General features: G+C 60.0%; 17 protein-coding genes. 10 read left to right on the top strand and 7 right to left on the bottom strand.

The genetic code is table 11. The features are described 5' to 3' along the window. Positions 1 to 49 precede the first annotated feature (49 nt). The 6 genes from ACA079_RS05390 (at position 50) to ACA079_RS05365 (ending at position 5,899) form a co-directional block, all read left to right on the top strand. Positions 50 to 796, top strand: coding sequence for an amino acid ABC transporter permease (locus tag ACA079_RS05390; protein ID WP_095132564.1), 747 nt, complete (start codon positions 50 to 52; stop codon positions 794 to 796). Further along, on the top strand, positions 796 to 1,467 hold the full coding sequence (locus tag ACA079_RS05385; protein ID WP_095132566.1) for an amino acid ABC transporter permease: 672 nt from the start codon (positions 796 to 798) through the stop codon (positions 1,465 to 1,467). The genes ACA079_RS05390 and ACA079_RS05385 overlap by 1 nt, the downstream gene beginning before the upstream one ends. Continuing rightward, positions 1,464 to 2,198 (top strand): amino acid ABC transporter ATP-binding protein, encoded by a 735-nt coding sequence (locus ACA079_RS05380; protein WP_497702822.1) that lies wholly within the window; start codon positions 1,464 to 1,466, stop codon positions 2,196 to 2,198. Before ACA079_RS05385 ends, ACA079_RS05380 begins: the two co-directional genes overlap by 4 nt. Positions 2,199 to 2,334: 136 nt before the next feature. Next, the gene (gene aauS / locus ACA079_RS05375; RefSeq protein WP_497702821.1) at positions 2,335 to 4,236 is read left to right on the top strand and encodes a two-component sensor histidine kinase AauS; all 1,902 of its coding nucleotides are present in this window, start codon (positions 2,335 to 2,337) and stop codon (positions 4,234 to 4,236) included. Further along, positions 4,233 to 5,561: a two-component response regulator AauR gene (gene aauR / locus ACA079_RS05370; RefSeq protein WP_008155247.1), complete on the top strand. Its 1,329-nt coding sequence runs from the start codon at positions 4,233 to 4,235 to the stop codon at positions 5,559 to 5,561. Before aauS ends, aauR begins: the two co-directional genes overlap by 4 nt. Then, complete coding sequence (locus ACA079_RS05365; RefSeq protein WP_497702820.1) at positions 5,561 to 5,899, top strand: GlpM family protein; 339 nt, start codon at positions 5,561 to 5,563, stop codon at positions 5,897 to 5,899. Before aauR ends, ACA079_RS05365 begins: the two co-directional genes overlap by 1 nt. Positions 5,900 to 6,056: 157 nt before the next feature. Here the strand turns inward: ACA079_RS05365 and ACA079_RS05360 are convergent, their stop codons facing one another. Together ACA079_RS05360 and ACA079_RS05355 are read right to left on the bottom strand one after the other, a co-directional pair. Beyond that, positions 6,057 to 6,722, bottom strand: coding sequence for a DsbA family oxidoreductase (locus ACA079_RS05360; protein ID WP_497702819.1), 666 nt, complete (start codon positions 6,720 to 6,722; stop codon positions 6,057 to 6,059). 91 nt (positions 6,723 to 6,813) lie between these two features. After that, positions 6,814 to 7,848 carry an alpha/beta fold hydrolase gene (locus tag ACA079_RS05355; protein ID WP_497702818.1) on the bottom strand — a complete coding sequence of 345 codons (1,035 nt, stop codon included), beginning with the start codon at positions 7,846 to 7,848 and terminating at the stop codon, positions 6,814 to 6,816. A 205-nt stretch (positions 7,849 to 8,053) separates the two neighbouring features. Between ACA079_RS05355 and ACA079_RS05350 the strand changes: the two genes are divergently transcribed. Then, entirely contained in the window at positions 8,054 to 13,270 is a 5,217-nt protein-coding gene (locus tag ACA079_RS05350; RefSeq protein WP_497702817.1) for a dermonecrotic toxin domain-containing protein, read from the top strand. Between the two features lie 90 nt (positions 13,271 to 13,360). Here ACA079_RS05350 and metE read toward each other — a convergent pair whose 3' ends face one another. Continuing rightward, on the bottom strand, positions 13,361 to 15,673 hold the full coding sequence (gene metE, locus ACA079_RS05345; RefSeq protein WP_497702816.1) for a 5-methyltetrahydropteroyltriglutamate--homocysteine S-methyltransferase: 2,313 nt from the start codon (positions 15,671 to 15,673) through the stop codon (positions 13,361 to 13,363). A gap of 118 nt (positions 15,674 to 15,791) precedes the next feature. Here metE and metR point away from each other — a divergent pair, with 118 nt between their 5' ends. Continuing rightward, complete coding sequence (gene metR / locus ACA079_RS05340) at positions 15,792 to 16,709, top strand: transcriptional regulator MetR (protein ID WP_054613654.1); 918 nt, start codon at positions 15,792 to 15,794, stop codon at positions 16,707 to 16,709. A gap of 134 nt (positions 16,710 to 16,843) precedes the next feature. Here metR and ACA079_RS05335 read toward each other — a convergent pair whose 3' ends face one another. The 4 genes from ACA079_RS05335 to nosR form a co-directional block, all read right to left on the bottom strand. After that, positions 16,844 to 17,341 carry a GNAT family N-acetyltransferase gene (locus ACA079_RS05335; protein ID WP_415757729.1) on the bottom strand — a complete coding sequence of 166 codons (498 nt, stop codon included), beginning with the start codon at positions 17,339 to 17,341 and terminating at the stop codon, positions 16,844 to 16,846. A 2-nt stretch (positions 17,342 to 17,343) separates the two neighbouring features. Next, the gene (locus tag ACA079_RS05330; protein ID WP_497702815.1) at positions 17,344 to 17,982 is read right to left on the bottom strand and encodes a LysE family translocator; all 639 of its coding nucleotides are present in this window, start codon (positions 17,980 to 17,982) and stop codon (positions 17,344 to 17,346) included. Between the two features lie 24 nt (positions 17,983 to 18,006). Continuing rightward, positions 18,007 to 18,441 carry an NUDIX hydrolase gene (locus ACA079_RS05325; RefSeq protein ID WP_415773433.1) on the bottom strand — a complete coding sequence of 145 codons (435 nt, stop codon included), beginning with the start codon at positions 18,439 to 18,441 and terminating at the stop codon, positions 18,007 to 18,009. Positions 18,442 to 18,652: 211 nt separating this feature from the next. Then, a complete protein-coding gene (nosR, locus tag ACA079_RS05320; protein ID WP_497702814.1) occupies positions 18,653 to 20,005 on the bottom strand; it encodes a response regulator c-di-GMP phosphodiesterase, NosR family in 1,353 nt (450 codons plus the stop codon). Positions 20,006 to 20,264: 259 nt separating this feature from the next. Between nosR and ACA079_RS05315 the strand changes: the two genes are divergently transcribed. After that, positions 20,265 to 22,571 carry a putative bifunctional diguanylate cyclase/phosphodiesterase gene (locus tag ACA079_RS05315; RefSeq protein ID WP_497702813.1) on the top strand — a complete coding sequence of 769 codons (2,307 nt, stop codon included), beginning with the start codon at positions 20,265 to 20,267 and terminating at the stop codon, positions 22,569 to 22,571. Further along, complete coding sequence (locus tag ACA079_RS05310; protein ID WP_497702812.1) at positions 22,568 to 24,457, top strand: putative bifunctional diguanylate cyclase/phosphodiesterase; 1,890 nt, start codon at positions 22,568 to 22,570, stop codon at positions 24,455 to 24,457. The genes ACA079_RS05315 and ACA079_RS05310 overlap by 4 nt, the downstream gene beginning before the upstream one ends. Positions 24,458 to 24,472 lie beyond the last annotated feature (15 nt).

Genomic DNA, 24,472 nt, shown 5'->3' with positions numbered 1-24,472 from the left:
CTTCCCCAGGCGGGCATTTGTACATCGAACGATCTGAGGGGAGACCCTAATGAATTACAACTGGGACTGGGGCGTGTTCTTCAAGTCCACCGGCGTGGGCAGCGAGACATATCTCGACTGGTACGTCGCCGGTTTGGGCTGGACCATCGCCATCGCCGTCGTGGCCTGGATCATTGCCCTGCTGCTGGGCTCGATTCTGGGTGTCATGCGTACCGTACCGAACCGCATCGTATCGGGCATCGCGACCTGTTACGTCGAACTCTTCCGTAACGTGCCGCTGCTGGTTCAGCTGTTCATCTGGTACTTCCTGGTACCTGATCTGCTGCCTGCGGACCTGCAAGAGTGGTACAAGCAGGACCTGAACCCGACCACCTCGGCTTACCTCAGCGTCGTCGTCTGCCTGGGCCTGTTCACCGCCGCTCGTGTTTGCGAACAAGTGCGTACCGGTATCCAGGCGCTGCCTCGCGGCCAGGAATCCGCCGCTCGCGCCATGGGCTTCAAGCTGCCGCAAATCTACTGGAACGTGCTGCTGCCCCAGGCTTACCGGATCATCATTCCGCCGCTCACCTCGGAATTCCTGAACGTGTTCAAGAACTCTTCCGTCGCGTCGCTGATCGGCCTGATGGAGTTGCTTGCGCAGACCAAACAGACCGCCGAGTTCTCCGCCAACCTGTTCGAAGCCTTCACCCTGGCCACGCTGATCTACTTCACGCTGAACATGGGCCTGATGCTGCTGATGCGCATGGTCGAGAAGAAAGTGGCCGTACCGGGCCTGATCTCCGTAGGGGGTAAATGATGGAATTCGACTTCTCGGGCATCATCCCGTCCCTGCCGGGTTTGTGGAACGGCATGGTCATGACCCTGCAACTGATGGCGCTGGGCGTCGTCGGCGGGATCATCCTCGGCACGATCCTGGCGCTGATGCGCCTGTCCCACAGCAAACTGCTGTCGAACATTGCCGGCGCCTACGTTAACTACTTCCGCTCGATCCCACTGCTGCTGGTCATCACCTGGTTCTACCTGGCGGTGCCGTTCGTACTACGCTGGATCACCGGCGAAGACACCCCGATCGGCGCGTTTGCCTCGTGCATCGTGGCGTTCATGATGTTCGAAGCGGCGTACTTCTGCGAAATCGTCCGGGCCGGCGTGCAGTCGATTTCCAAGGGCCAGATGGGTGCAGCCCAAGCCTTGGGCATGACGTATAGCCAGATGATGCGTTTGATCATCCTGCCGCAAGCGTTTCGCAAGATGACCCCGCTGCTGCTGCAACAGAGCATTATCCTGTTTCAGGACACCTCGCTGGTCTACGCGGTCGGCCTGGTGGACTTCCTCAATGCCTCGCGTGCCAGTGGCGACATCATCGGTCGCTCCAACGAGTTCCTGATCTTTGCAGGTCTCACGTACTTCACAATCAGCTTTGCCGCCTCGCTGCTGGTCAAGCGTCTGCAAAAAAGGTTTGCCGTATGATCTCTATCAAGAATGTCAACAAGTGGTATGGCGACTTCCAGGTACTGACTGACTGCAGCACCGAGGTCAAAAAAGGCGAAGTGATTGTGGTGTGCGGGCCGTCCGGTTCCGGCAAATCCACCCTGATCAAATGCGTCAATGCCCTGGAACCGTTCCAGAAAGGTGACGTGGTGGTCGATGGCACGTCCATCGCCGACCCGAAGACCGACCTGCCGAAACTGCGTTCGCGCGTTGGCATGGTGTTCCAGCATTTCGAACTGTTCCCGCACCTGAGCATCATGGACAACCTGACCATCGCACAGGTCAAGGTGTTGGGTCGCAGCAAGGAAGAGGCCTCTAAAAAAGCCCTGCAACTGCTCGAACGCGTCGGTCTTTCCGCCCACGCCAAAAAGCACCCCGGCCAACTCTCCGGTGGCCAGCAGCAGCGTGTGGCGATTGCCCGTGCGCTGGCGATGGACCCGATCGTCATGCTGTTCGACGAACCGACTTCGGCGCTGGACCCTGAAATGGTCAACGAAGTACTCGACGTGATGGTGCAACTGGCCCACGAAGGAATGACCATGATGTGTGTGACCCACGAAATGGGCTTCGCCCGTAAAGTGGCGGACCGGGTGATCTTCATGGACCAGGGCAAGATCATCGAAGACTGCAAGAAAGAGGAGTTCTTCGGCGACATCAATGCCCGCGCCGAGCGTACGCAGCATTTCCTTGCCAAGATTCTGCAGCACTAAGAAAGGCACCGCTCCCCAAATGTGGGAGCGGGCTTTTGTGGCGAGGGGATTTATCCCCTCGCCACAAAAGCTCGCTCCCACAGGGGCCGGTGGTGGTGCTCTAAGTAAGTGTTGTGGTTGACCCAAGGCATCTGTGATGAAATGCGACCCCACTCTCTATCGCGCCGCGCCGCCATCACTCGCCGTGAAACCCCGTCTGATTCGCCATCTGTTCCTGCCGCCGCTGGTCATCGCCCTGATGATCGGATTGGGTTACCTCGGCTTCTGGGTCAGTGAACACTACGGGATTCGCAGCCTCAGCGAGAACGGCCAGCGTCAGCTGGAACTGCACGCCCGCGCCGTCGAGAGCGAGATCAGCAAGTACACCTACCTGCCAAGCCTGCTGGAACTCGAATCCAGCGTTTCGAAGCTGTTGGCCGACCCGTCGCCAGAACACCGGCAGACAGTCAATGAATACCTCGAAGGCCTGAACCGGCGCAGCCGCAGTCGGGCTATCTATGTGATGGACACCACCGGCCGCGTCATGGCCACCAGTAACTGGCGCGATGTCGACAGTTACCTGGGCGAAGACCTGTCCTTCCGCGCCTATTTCCAGAACGCCGTGCGCGGTCAGCCGGGGCGCTTCTATGGCATCGGCAGCACCAACGGCGAGCCCGGTTATTACCTGGCCCACGGCTTGGAAGAACACGGCAAGATCATTGGCGTCGCAGTGGTCAAGGTCCGCCTCGAAGCCATGGAAGAACGCTGGCAACGCGCGCGGCTGGAAGCTTTCGTCAGCGATGAAAACGGCATCATCATTCTTTCCAGCGATCCGGCACGGCGCCTGAAATCGGTTGTGCCGCTGAGCGACGAAACGAAAGAAAAACTCGCTCGCAGCCTTCAGTACTACTGGTTCCCGCTGAACGAACTGCAACCGCTGGCCCGGGAAAAACTGGCCGAAGGCGAGGAAAAACTCACCTTCCCCGCCAACAGCGAAGTGGAATCCGATGAAGAAGACATCAGCTACCTCTCGCAAACCCGGCCATTGAGCGATACCCCGTGGAATTTCACCCTGCTCACACCCCTGCAGGATTTGCGTCGCGAAGCGATCAATCAGGGGATTCTGGTGGCGGTGGCGTTTGCCCTGGTGGCGTTCCTGCTGATCGCCTGGAACGAGCGGCGCAAGGTCATTGCCACCCGCCTCGCCGCCCGGGAAGCCTTGCAGGAAGCCAACAATCAACTGGAGCGTCGGATTACCGAACGCACCACTGATCTGCGCGCCAGCAACGAACGGCTCAAGGGCCAGATCCGCGAACGGCGTCTGGCCGAAGAGACGCTACGCCGAGCCCAGGATGAACTGGTGCAGGCCGGTAAACTCGCGGCCATCGGCCAGATGTCCACCAGCATCGCCCACGAATTGAACCAGCCACTGGCGGCGCTGCGGACCTTGTCCGGCAACACCGTGCGTTTTCTGGAACGCGGTCAATTGGACGTTGCCAGCACCAACCTCAAGACCATCAACGAACTGATCGACCGCATGGGCCGAATCACCGCCAGTCTGCGTTCGTTCGCTCGCCGCGGTGACGACAAAGGTCAGGCCAGCCTCGGCAAAGCGGTGGATGCAGCCTTGCAGCTGCTCGGTGGTCGCGTGGAAGGCGCGCATCTGCAACTGCACCGAGACTTCGCCGATCTGCAGGTGCAGATCGACCAGACCCGCCTGGAGCAGATTCTGGTCAACCTGATCGGCAACGCCCTTGACGCCATGCAAGCACAGCCGCTGCCAGAACTGTGGCTCGAAGGCGAAGAGTTCGATGGCAAATATCGCCTTCGTGTACGCGACAACGGCCACGGCATTGACGCCGAAGCACGCAAACATCTATTCGAACCGTTCTTCACCACCAAACCCGGCGAACAGGGCCTGGGCCTCGGCCTGACCCTTTCCGCCAGCCTGGCCGCCGCCACCGGCGGACATCTGGGTGTCGAGCACCCGGCCAGCGGTGGTACCACCTTCGTCCTCAGTTTACCGTTGGTAAGCCCCACTCACGCCGAGCCAATATGAACAACGACCTTAGTGTGCTGATTGTCGAAGACGACCCCCATGTGCTGCTCGGCTGCCAACAGGCGCTGACGCTGGAAGACATTCCCTGCGTGGGCGTCGGTAGCGCAGAAGAGGCGCTGGAGCGGGTCGGCGACAACTTCGCCGGCATCGTCATCAGCGACATCCGCCTGCCGGGCATCGACGGTCTGGAATTGCTGACCCGACTCAAGGCCCGCGATCGCAGCCTGCCGGTGGTGCTGATCACCGGTCACGGCGACATCTCCATGGCCGTCGGTGCGATGCAGAAAGGCGCCTATGATTTCATGGAGAAACCTTTCTCCCCCGAACGTCTGGTCGATGTGGCGCGCCGTGCGCTGGAGCAACGCAGCCTGGCGCGGGAAGTCTCTTCGTTGCGCCGGCAACTGGCGGAACGCGATTCCCTCGAAGGCCGGATCATCGGCCGCTCGCCCGCCATGCAGAACCTGCGGGAATTGATCGCCAACGTCGCCGATACGTCGGCCAACGTTCTGATCGAAGGCGAGACCGGCACCGGTAAAGAGTTGGTTGCGCGTTGCCTGCACGACTTCAGTCGACGGCACACCAAGCAGTTCGTCGCGCTGAACTGCGGTGGACTGCCGGAGAACCTGTTCGAAAGCGAAATCTTCGGCCATGAAGCCAATGCCTTCACTGGCGCCGGCAAACGGCGGATCGGCAAGATCGAACACGCCGACGGCGGCACGCTGTTCCTCGACGAAGTGGAAAGCATGCCGCTGCCGCTGCAAATCAAACTGCTGCGGGTATTGCAGGAACGCACCCTGGAACGCCTTGGCTCGAACCAGAGCGTGGCGGTCGATTGCCGGGTGATCGCGGCGACCAAGTCCGATCTGGATGAGTCGAGCAAGGCTGGCGAGTTTCGCAGCGACCTGTATTACCGCTTGAACGTGGTGACTCTCGAGTTACCGCCGCTGCGCGAACGACGCGAAGACATCCTGCAATTGTTCGAGCACTTCCTGCAGCAATCGTCCCTGCGTTTCGACCGTGCTGTGCCGGACCTGGACAACCAGACCCTGTCGAACCTGATGAGCCACGACTGGCCGGGCAACGTGCGCGAATTGCGCAACGTCGCCGAGCGTTTTGCCCTCGGCCTGCCGGCCTTCAAGAAATCCGGCGCCAGTGGCAGCAATCAGGGCCTGGCCTTCGCTGAAGCGGTAGAAGCTTTTGAACGCAACCTGCTGAGCGACGCACTGCAGCGCAGCGGCGGCAACCTGACCCAGGCCAGTCTGGAACTCGGGATGGCCAAGACCACGCTGTTCGACAAAGTGAAGAAGTACGGGCTGAGCCACTGATGGACCTGTTTCTGAAAGCGGCACTGGGCGCGGCGGTGGTGGTGATTCTGGCTGCGTTAGCCAAGACCAAAAACTATTACATCGCCGGATTGGTGCCGCTGTTTCCGACCTTTGCGTTGATTGCTCATTACATCGTCGGCAAGGGGCGTTCGCTGGAGGACTTGAAGACCACCATCGTGTTTGGGATGTGGTCGATCATTCCTTACTTCATCTACCTGGCGACGTTGTATGTGATGGTGGACCGGATGCGGCTGGAGGCTTCGCTCGCTGTGGCGGCGGTGGCTTGGTTGATGGCGGCCAGCATTCTGGTTTCGGTCTGGGTACGCTTCCATGTTTGAAAGCAGCCCATGTGGCGAGGGAGCTTGCTCCCGCTCGGCTGCGCAGCAGTCGTAAACCCAGCGAATGCGGTCTGCCTGAACAATAGCGGAGTCAGCATGGGGGCTGCTGCGCAGCCCAGCGGGAGCAAGCTCCCTCGCCACAAAAGCCCCTCCGCGATCAGCTCACCGTCCCACCCTTCGCTTCACTCATGATCTGCCGAATCGCCCCGACAAACGTCTCCACTGGCTGCCCGCCACTCACCGCATACTGCCCGTTAAACACCACCGTCGGCACCGAACTCACCCCACGCGACAGCCACAACTGCTCTTCTTCGAGAACCTCTTTGGCGAACTCGTCCGACGCCAGAATCGCCTCGGCTCGCGACCGATCCAGCCCCACGCTTTCGGCGATCTGCGCCAATTGCCCATGGTCGGACGGATTGCCGCCCTCGGTGAAATACAACTTGAACAGCGCCTCTTTCAAATTGAACTGCAACCCTTCCAGTCCCGCCCAGAACAACAAACGGTGCGCGTCAAAGGTGTTGTAGATGCGACTGTTGCCGTCCGTGCGAAACGCAAACCCGACCTCGGCGCCGCGCGCGCGGATCATCTCGCGATTCTTCTGCGATTGCTCCGGCGTCGAGCCGTACTTCTCGGTGATGTGTTCGGTGATGTTCTGTCCTTCCGGGCCCATCTTCGGGTTCAGTTCGAACGGCTGGAAACGGATCTCGGCCTGCACCTCGTCGCCCAGCAAATCCAGGGCCCGGGTCAGGCCGTAGAGGCCGACAACGCACCAGGGGCAGGACACGTCGCTGACGAAATCGATTTTCAGGGGGGCACTCATCACACACCTCGCTGGCTGGAAACACGCGGGAAAGATCGAACGATATCACCCGAAAGACCGGAGCGCGCAGCTCCCACATTTAATCGGTGGGTTACAGAAGGTTGTGATCGGCCATCGGATCAATCTGCGCCAAATGCGAGGTGTCTTCGCGGTGGGCCTGCAAGTACGGCAACACCGCCGCCAGCAACGGCGCCTTGAACGCCTCCTGGAAACGATGGGCCAAACCCGGAATCAGCTTCAACTGACTGCCGCGGATATGCGCCGCCAGGTGCACACCGTGCATCACCGGCAACAACGGATCAGCAGTGCCGTGAACCACCAGCGTCGGAACGCGCAGTTGATTTAGCAATGCCACACGACTGCGCTCGGCGAGGATCGCCATGATCTGGCGCTTCACGCCCTCAGGGTTGAACGCCCGGTCATAGGACTGCGCCGCCTGATGCAGTAGCGCTTGCCGATCATCGCTCACCGTCGGGCTGCCTAGCGCCGCCAGCAAATCGGCCTGTTGTTCCAGCGCCACTTCGCGATTGGGCGCCCCACGGCGCGACAACAGTTGCACCAACGCCGCACTCGGCGCCGGCAAGCCTTCGGCCCCGGAACTGGTCATGATCAGGGTCAGGCTCTCGATCCGTTGCGGCGCAATCGCCGCCATATGCTGGGCGATCATCCCGCCCATGCTCGCGCCCAGCACGTGGAATTGCTCGACGTGCAACGCATCCATCAAGCCAAAAGCATCGTCAGCCATATCGGTCAGGGTGTACGGCGCCGACACCGGTAAACCCAGTTTGTAGCGCAGCACTTCGAACGTCAGGTTCGCGTCGACGGGCGTTTGCCGCCAGGTCGAGAGCCCGACATCGCGATTGTCATAACGAATCACCCGAAAACCCTGCTGACACAGCGCGACCACCACCTCGTCCGGCCAGTGAATCAACTGCCCGCCAAGGCCCATCACCAGCAACAACGCAGGGTCCGACGCACGGCCGATGCTCTGGTACGCCAGGCTCACCTGTGCCAGATCGACATGTTCAGTCGGAACATTGATATCGCAACGAGACGCCGCCAAGGACGGCAGGCCGAACAACAGCGCGGCCAGGAAAACCGCCATGGAAAAAAATCGTACACGCATGAAAAACACCGAAACGCAGAACTCCAGTAGAGCGCGAGTCTGATGAAGTTTGTTCAAGCGCGCTGCCACAGTTACGTGACAGTTTCGTGAATATCGCCCAATGGTCGATGCGATAACTATGTAGTGCCATGGACGGTGGCGAGTTTCTTTTAATGGCGCTCTTCAAGAGCGGATACGCCGCTCCCCTGCACAGAGCCACGTTGCCATGAATGAAAGTGCGTTCAGCACCCTGCCCGTCTCCCCGCCGGTCGTGATACCGGCCCATCCGCCCCTGAAAGAAAACCCCGATGAAAGCCTGTTGTTGAGCGCTTCGGCGCGCTGGCGCGACTGCAGCCAGGGTTTACAAGCGTTGTTCGCCGCCGCCCCGTTGCGAAGCCACCGCACTGAACCATCGCTCCACGAACGCTGGAATGCCTATTGGGACGCCCGAGCACCCGGTACGCCGGTGTCGCGGCGCGAGCGGGCGGGTCAGTTGTACCGCAGTCATTTTGAGGCCGCCGCTCAAGTGGCGTTCGCTCGCAGAACCCTCAGCGCCGAGCAGTTGAAGCCGCTGTTGTTGATCATGGACCCTCCCGCCTCGGGCCTGTTCCTGGACAATCAGCCTATCCAGACCGAGCAGTTGACCCTGGTGTTGAGCGACAGCGGTACCCTGAAACTCCCCGCCGCCTGGGTCATCAGCGTGGGTGTTCGGCAACCCACCACGCAGTTGCTGTATCTACCTTGCCGGCCTGTTCCCATTCAGGTCTTCACTCAGCGCAGCGACATGGAAGACTGGCTGTCGCGACAATCTCTCATCCCCCAAGGCCTGCCCGACGATAAAATCCGCTTTGAATACACGACCAAAACTCAACCGCTGAAGGCGGGCATCAGCGATCTGCTTTCAAACCCACCGCACACGAGCGCAAGCTTTTTCGCCGTGCCACCCGGTCTTGATAACCCGATATCAATCGAAAGCATTGTCGATGAAGACGAACCACCGTCGTTCGGCAGCCTGTATGCCGATATTCCGTGGTCGCTGCGGCAGGTCTCGCTGAACAGGCAGCGCGATGCACTCGAAACGCTATTGGGGGATGAGTTCGAAAGCGACCGTCAACAGCCATTCAAAGCGGCACTGAAGGCGCTGGAGACGGCAGAGCAAGTCGCCGACAAGGCCGCAACCGCCCTGCTTTACAGGTCGCGCACCTTCGACTTTGCAACTATCAACCGTGAGTTCAGCGCGCTCTACCTGGCGCACAAGGATGGTCTGCGCGCCGAGGCCCAGCTCCAATTGGCCCTCAAACAGATCAGCAGCGACGAATTCAGCTTGCTCAACGCAGTGTTGGACATACCGCGTGCGGCCGATCGTGATGCCACGATCACCGCTGCCAGCCTGAGGCTGTCAATGACCGAGCAGACCGGCAACGTCACGACCCAGGCGCTCAATGGCCCTTTCGTCATCACACGAGCGCTGCTCGACGCCGCATCGCCACACAGCCTTTTGCTGTACTGGCCCGGCGCCGGCGGCGGCTTGCAACGGTTCGCCAACCGCACAGAACTGGAGCGACAGGTGTTCAAGATCCAGGACCGGGACAACGTTCTGGCCTTGCAGCTAAACAAAATAAGTACCGACCCGCTGCTCTATAGTCTCGGCAAACAGAACACCGACTTTGAAGAGAAGGCAGGGGAAATACGTCAGCGCCAGACCGATACGACCCATCAACTGGAAGCACTGCGCAAGCACACTCTCGCCGGTTTACAGGTCCCGGTGCATGCCGCCAGAAGCCTGGCGTTCTCGCACCTGCTGGAGCAAAACCGCAGCGCCACGCTGTACACCCGCAGGCCCGAATGGCTCACCCAATTGCCTGTGGCCGACCTCGTTGAACTCAAGGCCCTGATCGAGTCGTACATTGTGGCGATGCATCGCAGCCACACACAGCTGGAACTCGCCCTGACACCTCGCGATGACTTCACCCGGCAACACTTACAGGCCCGCCTGCGAAAGGACTTTTCGATCCAGGGTCATTTTGACGTGCAACTTGACCTGCCGGATTCCGTCACTCTGCAAAAGCAACTGGTCGAAGGTGCCGCCCCGGGAACCCCGCAGAAGCTCGTCGCGGTACCCAGCAAGGCGCGCAGCAAGATGTCACTCGAAGACCTGGCCCAAACCAATATCGACAACACCCCGTCGATGCAGCTTGAGCCCCTGTCACTGCGACTGGGCGCCATGCGCGTCGAAGTCACCGCAGCAGACACTGCCGAGCGTCAGGCGCTTGCCAACGGCATCACACAGCGCTACCTGCGCAAGACCCTGCCCGAGCTTGACCTGCCCAAAGCCTATGAACAGTTGATCCGCGACGCATTCACCGGCTCGGCCACCGAATCTGCCTTCGCGAGGGAACACCTGCGCGAATGCCTGATCGAGCCCTGGCGCTTGATGCTCAAGTTGCAGGGGGAATCCGCCCGACTGCAAAAACAAATCAGCCACGACGAATTGCAGGTGTTGATCATCGCCATCGACGCCAACACCCAGGAAGCCTGGCGCGCTGATCGCAAGCGCATCGCGATTCTGCCGGCCTACCTGAGTGCCGGCGGAAAAGACACCCACAATCAAGGCCCCACCACGTTGTCCGGGGTGACCTTCATCGAAGAGCAAATCAGCGGGATGACGTTGCTCTATCTGCCTGACAGTCCCGACGGTCAGTTCCTGCGGCGCTACGCCACCCTGGAATCGGCGCGCAAGGCGTTGTTCAACCTGTGTCTGCGTAGCGAAATGGTCAGTTACCTGGCGGGCCGAGCCTTGCAGGGTAATGTGCAGGCCCATGTCAGTCGCATCGATCAGGCCGTGCTCAAACATTTCGACGCCATGATCGGGGTGGGGATGCCCTGGCCGAAAACAACGTCACTGGCAGAGCACCTGCTCAATGCCCATATGGGACGCCTGATCGAAGCGCATCGCGGAACCTCCCGTTCCAACGATGCCTTGTACCTGGAGCGCTACGCGCTCAGTGGTCCGAGGGCGTTCAATTACATGAAGATGGCGTTGGGCGTGGTGCCCTTTGTCGGCTCGGCCGTCGCTTTATACGATGCCTGGACCAGTGCCAACCGGGCAGTCGCGGCACTATTGCGCGGTGAAGTCGGCGATGGGTTGGCGGAGATTGAATCGGTACTGCTGTCATTGATCGATGCCGCCATGGACACTCTTCCAGGCGTTGCCGCAGGATCCGGGTCAGCCAAGGGGGCTCGCTCACTGACACGGCTTCGTCAAACGGCAGCAATGGGCAAAAGCGCGGGAGCATTGCACGGTCGCACAAGACGTCAAGCACAGCACGGTTTCCAGCGCTTCGCCGGTTACGATTACGAAAAGCCGATCTCCCTGGCCAGCCTGCATCCGGCTACCCACGGGATCTACCGCAATATCTACCGTCATCCAGACGGCGACTTTATCGTTCGCCAGGGACGTATCTTCCAGGTTGAACGCAGCACGGACTCACGAAACTGGCGACTGACCGGCACGCGTCTCAAAACCTATAAACAACCCATCGGCCTTGATGAAGCAGAGCATTGGGACACTTACTTCGGTGTCTACGGGGTGACCTTCGAAGGCGGCGGGCTCGGCGGCGGCGGTGTGCTCGGACATCTGGCAAACACGCTTGATCCGCTCTGGCCGGCAGCCATTCGCCACCGGCTGCCTCGTTGGTGGATCGACCACACCTTCCGTCGCCATCATGCACTGACCCAGGCCGCCGATGATCTGGCCATGCAAATCGATGCACGGTTGAGGCGCTCGAACGCCGCCCTGGAGGCGTACAACACCGACCCGTTGGAGCGTCGTCCGGCGCTGATGCAGGCCGCCGAAACAGCCTGTATCGGTGACATTGAATTGACCCTGCGGCATTACCAGACGCTCGTTGATTTACACCCACTGACCCATGGCAACAAAAGGCGCGCACTCCTGGAAATACAAAGCAGTGCTGCACTGTTGCTGGCTGATCGGTACAGGCAACGGGTTTTCTTCGCCAATCACAGGGGCAGCCTCCTGGTGGACAGGATCGATGCCTTAATGGTCAGTCTGGAATCAATACCGGCATCATCCCTCCCAGCCCGTTTGCGCGTAATGGAGGACATCAGGAAGCTGCGGATGGAACTGGTGAAAGAGTTAGAACATACGCAAACCCACATGACAGACCTTAACCATTGGTACAGACGCATCACCGTCAACGCAGAAAAAGCGCAAATGACGGAGGAACTGACGATGTTGAACACTCGCCTGTCCGAGGCGAATATCCTTTATATGAGAACGGGTAACTTGCTGGAAACCGTCAAATGTTTTGACGGCATCCACGATGTGTCCTGGATGCTTCTTCAGAACCAGGCGCACCAGATCAGAACCCGAATCGACCGGGCCTTGTTCAGCCAATACAGTCTGCCGGACGTCAGCGCGACCAAGACTCAACGCAACCAGATACTTCAAGACTGCATCGAGCAATACACTCAATTTCGTCGGGATATGAATGCGTGGACCGCCAGCTATCCAAAGCACTTCCATCTGGAAGTCGTGCCTCCCTTGTTGGACGGCATCGAGAAGATGGCCGAACGGGCGCGCAAGGCCATTGATCTACCGGCACCTGCTGCCCGGGCAGGGCAAGGCAGCAAAAAGGTTTTCACCACCGAAAATGACCAATTGCTGATCGGGGTGGAGCGTTGGGAACCGACTACTCAAATGCGGCAATACACCCTGACAGGTCAAGGCGGTTACACGGAAATCTGGGAACAGGGGGCAAACGGAAAGTCTCGTCTGTTGAACCCGCAACACGAACATCCAGCTCGTCCCAGTCAAAGGGACCTTGAAGTGTTAGTGACAGAGGCCCGTCACCGACTCGAGTCGCAGGACACTTACAAGACCCGCGTCCAATCCTACGCGGCGCAAGACATGCTGCCGGTCGACCTGGAACACATGATGGTCAGTGAAGCGAATGAACTTACCCGCCGCGCCCTCAGCATCGAGGAGATTGCCCCCCGCAATCCCCTCATCCAGCAACTGCACGGCAAGGCCACCGAACTGATTGCCACAGGGCGCGCAATGCGCACCCGACAGACGCTGCTGAGTAAAAAACCCACGGATGGAATGCTGAACGATCTTGTCAGCCAAAACGTGGTGGATGTACGCAAACCGGCGCCGATCAAGAACCTGGGCAGACGCCGGGACGGCCGAACCGATTACATGCAGGAATACGAAGTATGGGACCTGACGCAAGCACCACCGAAGATACTGTGGTACGCCCATTTCCACTATTCCAGGGCGGTGCCTGTATTCGGCAATTTCGAAAAAGCCCATCTGAAATTGCCGGAGCACCGATTTTTGACCCACGCCGACAACGCCGACCTGCCTTACGCCGATATCGGCAAAAGTTCGGCCGCGCTGCCTCACTTCGAAAACCTCTGATCCCAAAAAAGGAGTCGGCGGCCCACTGCCAGTGAATTAAGCGCAGTCCATGCGGGAGCGAGCAAGCTCGCTCCCTTTTTTAGACGTCAGTCAGGCCAACTGGCTCCGCAACTGCCGCGCCGCCGCCACCATGTTGACCAACGCTGCTTCAGTCTCCGGCCACGCCCGGGTTTTCAACCCGCAATCCGGATTCACCCACAACCGCTCCGCCGGAATCCGCTTCACCGCTTTGCTCATCAACTTGACCATTTCGGCCGTGTCCGGCACCCGTGGCGAGTGGATGTCGTAGACGCCGGGGCCGATGTCGTTCGGGTAGTCGAACGCTTCAAAAGCCTCCAACAACTCCATGTCTGAACGCGAAGTTTCGATGGTGATCACATCGGCGTCCATCGCCGCGATGGACTGAATCACATCGTTGAATTCGCTGTAGCACATGTGGGTGTGGATCTGGGTTTCGTCCCGCACAGCGGAGGCGCTCAAACGGAAAGCTTCCACCGCCCAATCCAGATATTCCTGCCATTGCGCCCGGCGCAGCGGCAAGCCTTCGCGAAAGGCGGCTTCGTCGATCTGCACGATCTTGATGCCGGCGGTTTCCAGGTCCACCACTTCGTCACGCAGGGCCAGCGCCAACTGCTGCGCCTGGATTTTGCGCGAGACGTCTTCGCGCGGGAACGACCACATCAGCATGGTCACGGGACCGGTGAGCATGCCTTTCATGACCTTGTCGGTCAGGCTCTGTGCATAAGTAATCCAGTCGACGGTCATGGCGTTCGGGCGGCTCAGGTCGCCGTAGATGATCGCCGGTTTGACGCAGCGCGAACCGTAGCTCTGCACCCAACCGAAACGGGTGAACAGGTAGCCGTCCAGTTGCTCGGCGAAGTACTCGACCATGTCGTTGCGTTCGGCTTCACCGTGTACCAGCACGTCCAGCCCCAGGCGTTCCTGGACTTGCACGGCGTGGCGGATTTCGCTGTGCATGGCGTCGGTGTAATCGTTGGCCGACAGCTTGCCTTGCTTGAAGGCCTGACGCGCCAGACGGATCGAACCGGTCTGCGGGAACGAGCCGATGGTGGTGGTCGGGAAGGCCGGCAGTTTCAACCGCGCACGCTGCTGCTCGATGCGTTTGGCGAACGGCGAATGGCGTTGGCTGTCCTTGTCACTGATGGCGTTTATCCGTGCCTGCACTTCGGCTTTGTGGATACGCGGCGACTCGGCGCGACTGGCCTGAATCGCACGGCTTTCGGCGAGGGCGGCTTGTACCTTGGGTGCTTGCGGGTCGTTCAGGGCATCGCGCAGCACGGCGATTTCGCCGCACTTCTGTACGGCAAACGCCAGCCAGCTTTTCAGTTCCGGGTCGAGTTTGTCTTCGCGATCCAGATCCACCGGGCTGTGCAGCAGCGAGCAGGAACTGCTGACCCACAGGTTGTCGCCGAAGCGTTCCTGGGCCGGCTGCAGTTGAGCGAGCACCTGCTCCAGTTCGCAGCGCCAGACGTTGCGGCCGTTGACCAGACCCACCGAGAGAATCTTGTAGGTCGGCAGACGATCCAGCACCTGGCCGAGTTGATCCGGCGCCCGCACCGCATCGATGTGCAGGCCTTGTACCGGCAGGCTGACCGCCAGGCCGAGGTTGTCTTCCAAGCCACTGAAGTACGTCGCCACGAGTTTTTTCAGCGGCGAATATTGAAGGATGTGGTAGGCGCGTTCGAAAGCGTTTTTCCACTCCTGTGGCAAGTCGAGGGTCAGGATCGGTTCGTCGATCTGCACCCACTCCACGCCTTGAGCGGCGAGGCGACCGAGGATTTCGCCGTAGATCGGCAGCAGTCGTTCCAATAGGTCGAGTTTGTCGAAGTCGTTGCCTTTGGCTTTGCCCAGCCACAGGTAAGTCAGTGGACCGATGATTACCGGTTTGACGTTGTGGCCGAGGGCCTTCGCCTCGTCGACTTCGTCGAACAACTGTTCCCAGCTCAGCTTGAACTGCTGGTCAGCGCTGAATTCCGGGACCAGGTAGTGGTAGTTGGTGTCGAACCACTTGGTCAGTTCCTGGGCGTATTGCGCTTTGCTGTGTTCGCCGCCGCAGCAGGCAGTCGTGGCGCCACGGGCCATGGCGAACAGGGTGTCGAGGGTCGGCAGGCCGCGCGAGTCCTTGGCGCTGTCGAAACGCTCGGGGATCACACCGAAGGTCAAGGAATGGGTCAGGACCTGGTCGTACCAGGCGAAGTCGCCCACGGGCAGCAGGTCGATGCCGGCGTCTTTCTGCAATTGCCAGTGGGTGGCGCGCAATTGGCGGCCGACGCTTTTCAGCGCGTCCTGATCCAGATCGCCCTTCCAGTAGGATTCGAGGGCTTTTTTCAGTTCGCGGTCCGCGCCGATGCGTGGAAAACCAAGTGTGTGTGCCAGAGCCATGGTGAGTTTCTCCCTATAAAGAGGCTGTAAAACATGGCGCTATTGTCGACAGCTAACCCAACATGAGACAAACTCAACCTTTTCGTGTTGATCACAAGTTTTCCTCATGGAGCCCCCGGTGCTTGAAATCCGTCACCTGAAGACCCTGCACGCCTTGCGCGAAGCCGATAGCCTGGTAGATGCGGCCGACCGCTTGCACCTGACGCAGTCCGCCCTGTCCCACCAGTTCAAGGAATTGGAGGAGCGCATGGGCATGCCGCTGTTCGTGCGCAAGACCAAACCGGTGCGTTTCACCAGTGCCGGTTTACGCCTGTTGCAATTGGCCGACGCGACCTTGCCATTGCTGCGTGGCGCCGAGCGCGATATCGCGCGGCTGGCCGGTGGCACTGCCGGGCGTTTGCACATGGCGATCGAGTGTCACAGTTGCTTCCAGTGGCTGATGCCGACCATCGACCAGTTCCGCGATGCCTGGCCGGAAGTTGAACTGGACCTGGCCTCAGGGTTCTCCTTCGCCCCGCTGCCTGCGCTGGCCCGTGGCGATCTGGATTTGGTGGTGACCTCCGACCCGCTGGAACTGGCCGGGATCACTTACGTGCCGTTGTTCACCTATGAAGCAATGCTCGCGGTCGCCAATCAGCACCGATTGGCGAGCAAGGCCTACATTGTCCCGGAAGATTTGCTCACGGAAACGCTGATCACCTACCCGGTGGAGCGTGATCGACTGGACATCTTCACCCGTTTCCTGGAACCGGCCGACGTCGAACCGGCGCAGGTCCGCACGTCGGAACTGACGGTGATGATGATGCAATTGGTGGCCAGCGGCCGCGGTGTGTGCGGCATGCCCCATTGGGCGCTGCATGAATACAGCTCACGGGGTTATGTGAAGGCCAAGCGGCTGGGCGAGAAAGGTTTGTTTGCGACGCTGTACGCCGGGATTCGCGCCGACATGCTGGATGCGCCGTACATGCGCGATTTCTTGCTGACGGCCAAGGACACGTCGTTCTCGACACTGGATGGCGTCAGCGCCGTTAGATAGCACAACGCAAACCTGTAGGAGCAAGCGGTGCGGCGATCCGACTTGCCCGCGATGGGCGCGGCGCGGTCATTCAGACAGACCGCGTTATCGTTCATCGCGGGCAAGCCTTGCTCCTACAGGGGATTGCGGTGGATTTAGAGTTCTCGCCACATGTGGATTTTGTCGAAGTAGTCTTCGCCCACCCGTACCGCCAGCGGCTCAAGGCCAAACTGGATGAAGCCGCAACGCTGGTACAGTTTGAACGCGGCGTCGTTGCCGGCGGTGACGGTCAGCTGGATCAGCCTCAGGCCTTTATGGTCCTGCGCTTCAGCCAGGGCGGCCTGCACCAGGTGATAACCGACCCCGCGTTGCCGGACCTTGCCCGACACGTACATGCCAAACAATGTCGCCTTGTGCCGGGCCTTTTCTCGAGGCTCGAAGGCCAGGCCGACGATGCCCGCCAACTCACCGCCTTCGAACGCGCCAAACACCACGTCCAGCTTGCTGGTCAGGCGTGATTCCCACCAACTCAGCGGCATCACGGCGCGTTCGCGCACGCTGGAGGTAAACGCCTGGGGATGCAGGTCATAGGCTTCGAGCATCAGCGCCCGATAGTCCAGGGCATGACTGGCATCAAGCCGTTCAATCCACATGTTCAAGCCATCCGTCGTTGTTCCAGCATCAGTCGCACCGCCAGCGCCGACAGCACGAACCCCATGAAATAGCGCTGCACCGCCAGCCAGGACGGGTTGTTGACGAACCAGGAGGCGATGCCCGCAGCGAACAGCGCGATCAGCAGATTGACGCTGAAACTGACGCCGATCTGAGTCAGACCCAGCGTGATGCTTTGAGTGAACACCGAGCCATGCTCAGGCGTGATGAACTGCGGAAACACCGACAGATAAAACACCGCAATCTTCGGGTTCAGGGCGCTGGTCAGAAAGCCCATGGTGATCAGTTTACGCGACGAGTCCGGCGGCAACTGCTGCGCCTCGAACGGTGAACGCGCTCCCGGTTTGACGGCTTGCCAGGCCAACCACATCAGGTACAGCGCGCCCGCCCACTTCAGCACTTCGTAGGCCATCGGCACCGCCAGAAACACCGCAGTCAAACCGGCAGCGGCCGCGAACAGGTGCACGAAAAACCCCGCGACCACACCGAGCAACGAGGTCACACCGGCCCTGCGTCCCTGGCAGATCGAACGGGAGATCAGGTAAATCATGTTCGGCCCCGGCGTCAGCACCATCAGCAACGCGGCAGCGGCGAAAATCAGCAAGTCTTGAAGGGGGATCATGGGCAGTCCTTTGTCCGGGAATAATCAGGCAATTTCGGTTAACAAAGCACGATAAAACGGCAGGATCAGGTCCCGTGTCAATGGCGCCAGCGTGACATTACCGTCGGTGGCCGGGTCGATCCAGCGCACCTCTTCAATCTCCGCCGCAGGCGATACGTCTGAATCGATGGTCAGCTGAAAGAGTTCGGCCTGGACGGTAAAACCCGGCTCATTGGCGGCAGGTGCCGAGAATTGCCCGAGATAAGTGGCGTGTGCCGGATCGATGACCAGGCCCAATTCCTCTTCCAGTTCACGGGCCAGCGCATGGACCGGTTGCTCATGCGCTTCGATCTTGCCCCCCGGCTGCATGAACGCTTCGGTGCCGCGCTTGCGGACCAACAGCGTGCGACCGTCCGGGCCGATCAACAGGGCAGCGGCGATACGGATGAGACGGGGCGAAGCAGCGGATGAAAGGGTCATGGATCAGGATCGTCCTTGGAAAAAGGCGCAAGGATCACATGAGAATCGGCGCCTCGTCACGCCGAAAAAATCTTTACAGTGCAGTGCCCAACCCCTGTGGGAGCGAGCGTGCTCGCGATGGCGGAGTGTCAGTCAACATAGATGTTGAATGTTAAACCGCTATCGCGAGCAAGCTCGCTCCCACAGGGGGATTGTGTAGCGTCTGGAAAAACTAACTGGCCTCGAGAACCGCAACGTCTTCCGGCACCTTCACAAAAATGCTGTATTTCGCGCCTTCCATGGCTTCGAAGGCGATCAACTTCTCCACCAGCGGCCCATTCAACACCTTGCCGGCATTGAGCAGCAGCATGCCGTTGTCGGCATTGAGGTTGCGCGCCAGGATCATGCCCGCCGTCACTTCCCGCGTGGTCAGCACCTTGACCGACGGATCGGCCAACGAGACATCGCTCAGGTACGCGGCACACACCTGGATGAAGTCCTCCACCAGCTCGGGATCGTAAAGTCGCCCGGCATAGCTGCGGATGTAGACCAGCGCTTCATCGCTGTTCATCTGCCGCTCGAGGATCAGCCCACGCTGCAACTCGATGAAATCCACCGCGAGTTTCAACAGCCGCGAACCGAACGGAATCGCCTCGCCCTTGAGCCGGTCGGGGAAGCCGCTGCCGTCCCAGCGCTCCTGATGATGAAGAATCAGACGGGCGGCGTCCTTCATCGGATCGAGCGTCATTAACAGCGATTCGCTTTGCTTGGGATAACCGCGATAGCGCTCCCGATCGTTGTGGTGCAGCAGGTCCGCGGGCGCGGTCATCATGCTGTCGGTCCAGCTCAGCTTGCCGATGTTGTAGAGCGCCGCGGCCATGGTCAGGTCGCGACTGGTGCCCTCGTCCAGGCCATGAAGTTTGCAGTACACCCGCACCAGTTCGATGATCTGGCGGTTGGTCTGTTTGGCCGGCGGCAGGCGCAGGTTGGCCAGCAGCGAGAACACCTCGGTGCCGGTGACATAGCTGTGCTTGAGCTCTTCGTAGGCCAGGTCGAGCATGTCGGCGGTCTGCTGGAGTTCGGCAGTGCGGGCGGCGACGTGTTTTTCCAGGGTGATGTTGAGCGACTTCAATTGGTCGTTCTGCAGCCGGGTCAACTGCTCCAGGCGCTGGCGTTCGCGCTCGGAATGTTGATGAGCCAAGGCCTGGCGCAAGGTCAGGAGCATTTCCTCGTCGTTCCAGGGTTTGCTGATGTAGCGGTGAATCTTCCCTTCGTTGATCGCTTTGATGATCGTCGGCATGTCCGCGTAGCCGGTGAGCAGAATCCGGGTGATCGTCGGGTAAAGTTGATGGATGCGGGCCAGCAGCGTGGCGCCGTCCATATTGGGCATGCGTGCGTCGGTCATCACCAGGTCAATGGAGTGTTGCTCCATGATCTCCAGCGCCTGGGCACCGCTGGTGGCCAGCAGCACCTCGTAGGGCTGGCCGCGTAACAGGCGACGCAGGCTGTTGAGGATTGACTCCTCGTCATCGACCAGCAGCACCTTGGGTTTATCGTTCAAAGTCGTGGGGAGTTGCTCTTCCATGGCGTCACCTCAAGTGAAACGGGCACATCGTTGTGGCAGGCCCCGAGGCAAACATCCCCTATTGCCGGAGCCTGACCTACAGGCTAGATGATTTTCAGCGCGCCAACGGAAATGATTCAGCTCATTGAGTTGCGCGAAGTGCTGGACAGACGACTATGCTCAGCTGACTCGGATCCATAATCTGTACGTTCGGCCAGGTGATCAGGGAAAGGAAGCCCCCTATGAGAACACCGCATCAAACTGCTGCCGGTACTGGCGTATGTCGATAAATACGCTGCTGGCTCGGACCAACCGACGGATTCTTATCGTCGACGACACCGCCTCGATTCATGCGGACTTCGCCAAGATCCTCAGTCCGCCATCGATCGATGACGACAGCCTGATCAGCGCCGAAAACGCCCTGTTCGGCACCCCTGCGGCGATATCGCTGCAGAGTTTTGTGCTCGACTCCGCGTTTCAGGGCCTCGAAGCCCTGGACAAGGTCGAGACGGCGCTGGCCAACGACATGCCCTATGCGATGGCTTTCATCGACATGCGCATGCCGCCGGGCTGGGACGGGCTGGAAACCATCGAACGGCTGTGGCAGGTCGATCCCAAGCTGCAAGTGGCGCTTTGCACCGCTTATTCCGACTATTCCTGGGAAGACATCGACGAACGCCTGGAACTGGGCGATCGCCTGCTGATTCTGAAAAAACCCTTCGATGCCATCGAAATCCGCCAGATGGCCAGCGCATTGACGGCCAAGTGGCAAATGACCGAAGACGCAGAGCTGAAGATGTCGCTGCTCGAACAGGCGGTCGAAGAACGCACCCGAGAGCTGTCCGACGCCAACATCATCGTGCAGAACAGCCCCACCATTCTGTATCGGTTGCGCGGCGAGCCGTCGTTTCCGTTGATGTATATCTCGCACAACATCACCAAATACGGTCATGTTGCGGCGAAACTGGTCGCCTCGGCCAATTGGGCCCAGGAACTGATCCATCCCGATGATCAAACCAAGGTCGACACCGCCATGGCCCGGGTGCTGGACCGTCATGCGGCGGGCGCTTCCATCGAATTCCGGATGCGTACTGGCGACGGAGCCTGGCGCTGGGTCGAAAACCGCTACATCCCGGTGCGCGACGATGAAGGCCGTTTGCTGGAAGTCGAAGGCATCATCATCGACATCACCGAACGTAAAGTGGCCGAAGAGAAAATCGCCCTGCTGGCCCGCACCGACGGGCTGACCGGGCTGGCAAACCGTGCGACGCTGATCGAGCGGTTGCACCAGGCGTTCGCCTCTGCGCGTCGGGGGGCGGCACCGTTCGCCATGTTTTACCTGGACCTGGATCACTTCAAACGCATCAACGACACCCTCGGCCATCCGGTGGGCGACCTGTTGCTGCAAGAGGTTGCACGCCGGATCAAAGCCTGCGTGCGCGAAAACGATGTGGTCGCCCGCCTCGGCGGTGACGAGTTCGCGATCTTGCAACTGGACGTCAGCGACCCGACCCAATCCGCGGCCCTGGCCGCCAAGATCCGCGATACGTTGGTACTGCCCTACTCCCTGGCCGGCAATGATGTGCGGGTCTCGGTGAGTATCGGCATCAGCAGCTGCACCCCCGAAAGCACCAGCGCCGACGGCCTGCTGACCCAGGCCGATATGGCGCTGTATCGCTCCAAGGAAAAGGGTCGCAACCAGTACCACTTCCATTCCGAGGAGATCAATCAGGAGGTGGTCGAACGCATGACCATCGCCAGCGACCTGAGAGCGGCCATCGAACACCAGGAACTTGAACTGCATTACTGGCCGGAAGTGGACCTGAGCAGCGGCAAAATCCTCGGCATGGAAGCTCAGGTCAGCTGGAACCACCCTGAGCGCGGTTTACTGGAAGCCCCAGCGTTCCTGCCCGCTGCGGAAAAGACCGGCACCATCGTCGCGCTCGGTCACTGGGTGCTGGATCGCGCCTGCCAGCAAATGCGTCAATGGCGCGATGAGGGAATGGCGCCGCCGGTGATTGCGATCAAGCTGTCCCTGGCCCAACTCAAAAGTGGTCCCGAACTGATCTATGACGTGCTGCGCACCACCGCACGCTGGGAACTCTGCCCCTGGGACCTGCGCTTCGACGTTACTGAGGCGACGCTGGCCCAGACCAAATGGACCCACAACGATGTGCTGCCGCGCCTGCGTGAGCTGGGGGTGAAGATCGCCATCGACGACTTCGGCACCGAATACTCCTCGTTCGACTACCTCAAGACCTACCAGGTCAATCACCTGAAACTCGCTCAGGCCTTCATCGACACCGCCGCTCGCGATCCGGCCAGCGCGAACACCTTGCGCGCCATCATCAACTTCGCCCGTGAAGTCGGGATCGGCATCATTGCCGAGGGCGTCGAAACCCAGGAACAACGCAGCTCGCTGATGGCCACCGGTTCACCGATGAACGCCCAGGGTTACTTCTTCAGCAAAGCGGTCAGCAGCCAGCAGGCTGCCGAACTGCTGAAAGCCGGCAGCATCGTGCCCCCGAACCATGACATCGGGCCGATCCGGGACAACCCGCCACGCTTCACGGAGGACAAAGGATGAAAACGCCTTTCGTGCGGACTAACCGGCGCATCTTGATCATCGACGACACGCCCTCGATTCATGAGGACTTTCGCAAGATTCTTGGCCCTGAGATCGAAGGTGAAGAGCCCGGAGGCGAACAGACCCTGGCCAGCGCAGAAGAAGCCCTGTTCGGCACCGTGCAGATTGATCGGCTGACATTCCAGCTCGACTCGGCCTATCAGGGCCAGGAAGCCCTCGAACTGGTCAAGCGCGCACTGGCCGAAGGTCGCCCCTATGCCATGGCGTTCACCGACATGCGCATGCCACCGGGTTGGGACGGCCTGGAAACCATCGAACAACTGTGGAAGGCCGATCCTCACCTGCAAATCGCGTTGTGCACGGCGTATTCCGATTACACCTGGGAGGACATGGCCGAACGGCTGGAGTTCGGCGACCAGTTACTGGTGCTGAAAAAGCCCTTCGACAGCCTGGAAATCCGCCAGATGGCCAGTGCCCTGACCTGGAAATGGCAGATGGCGCAGGACGCGGCGATGAAGGTCCTGAGCCTGGAGCAAACCATCGAGGCGCGGGTCCACGAATTGCTCAAGGTGTCGCACCTGTTGCAGTACGACGTACTGACCGAGCTGCCCAACAGCACGTTGCTCGGTGACCGGCTGAACCAGTCCCTGGCCCTGTCCCGACGCCATGACAAGCAGTTGGCCGTGATGTTTCTGGGCCTCGATCGCTTCAAGCGCATCAACAATGCCCTGGGTCATCCGGCCGGTGACGAAATGCTTAAACAGGTCGGGCGCAATCTGGTGGCGACGGTGCGCGAGTCCGACTCGGTGTTCCGCTACGGTTCCGATGAATTCGTGGTGATCCTCGCCGATGTCCGCCATCCTCAGCAGACCAAGGGCATCGCCGAAAAACTCTTGAACGCCATCCGCGCGCCCCAGCACATTGCCGGCCACGACCTGATCGTGACCGCCAGCCTGGGCATCAGCATTTACCCGGACGACGGCTTCGATGCCATCGCGCTGATCAAGAAAGCCGAAACCGCGATGCGCAACGTCAAGGAAAGCGGCCCGAACGATTTCAGTTTTTTCATCGACGAGATGAACCAGCGCGCCCGGGATCAGCAAAGCATCGAGAGCGGCATCCGCCTGGCGCTGGAACGCAACGAATTTGTCCTGCATTACCAGCCAAAACTGGACCTGGGCAGTGGCCAGGTGGTCGGGGCCGAAGCGTTGATTCGCTGGCAAAAACCGGGGCACGGGCTGGTCTATCCCTCGGATTTCATCAGTGTGGCCGAAGACAGCGGTTTGATCGTGCCGTTGAGTAAATGGGTGCTGGCCGAGGCGTGTCGACAAGCCTGCGCCTGGCAGGCCGCGGGGCTGCCGAAGATCTGTATGTCGGTGAACATGTCGGCTATCGACTTCCGTCAGCGGGACTTTGTCGACGGCATCGAACAGACACTCAAACAAACAGGGCTGGAACCGGCCTTGCTGGAGCTGGAAATCACCGAAGGCGTGCTGATGCAGAACGTCGAAACCACGGTGAACGCCCTGACCCGGCTCAAGGACATGGGCGTGCGGCTGGCCATCGATGACTTCGGTACCGGTTATTCCAGCCTGAGTTACTTGCGGCGTTTTCCCATCGACGTGCTGAAAATCGACCAGTCGTTCATTCGCGGTTTAAGCAGCGACAGCAACGACGCCGCGCTGGTCAGCGCCATCATCAGCCTGGGCCGGAGCCTCAAGCTGACCATCATTGCCGAAGGGGTGGAAACCCTCGAACAACTGGATTTCCTCAAGGCTCATCAATGCGAGGAAGGCCAGGGTTTCTACTTCAGCAAAGCCGTGGAGCCGGACGCCTTCGTCCGGTATCTGGGGTCGGTGAAGCCCTCTTCATCCGCAGCCACGTGAACGATGCGCAACGAC

Source organism: Pseudomonas sp. LBUM1645, from assembly GCF_059716185.1.
This window is presented reverse-complemented; position numbering and strand designations above follow the sequence as displayed.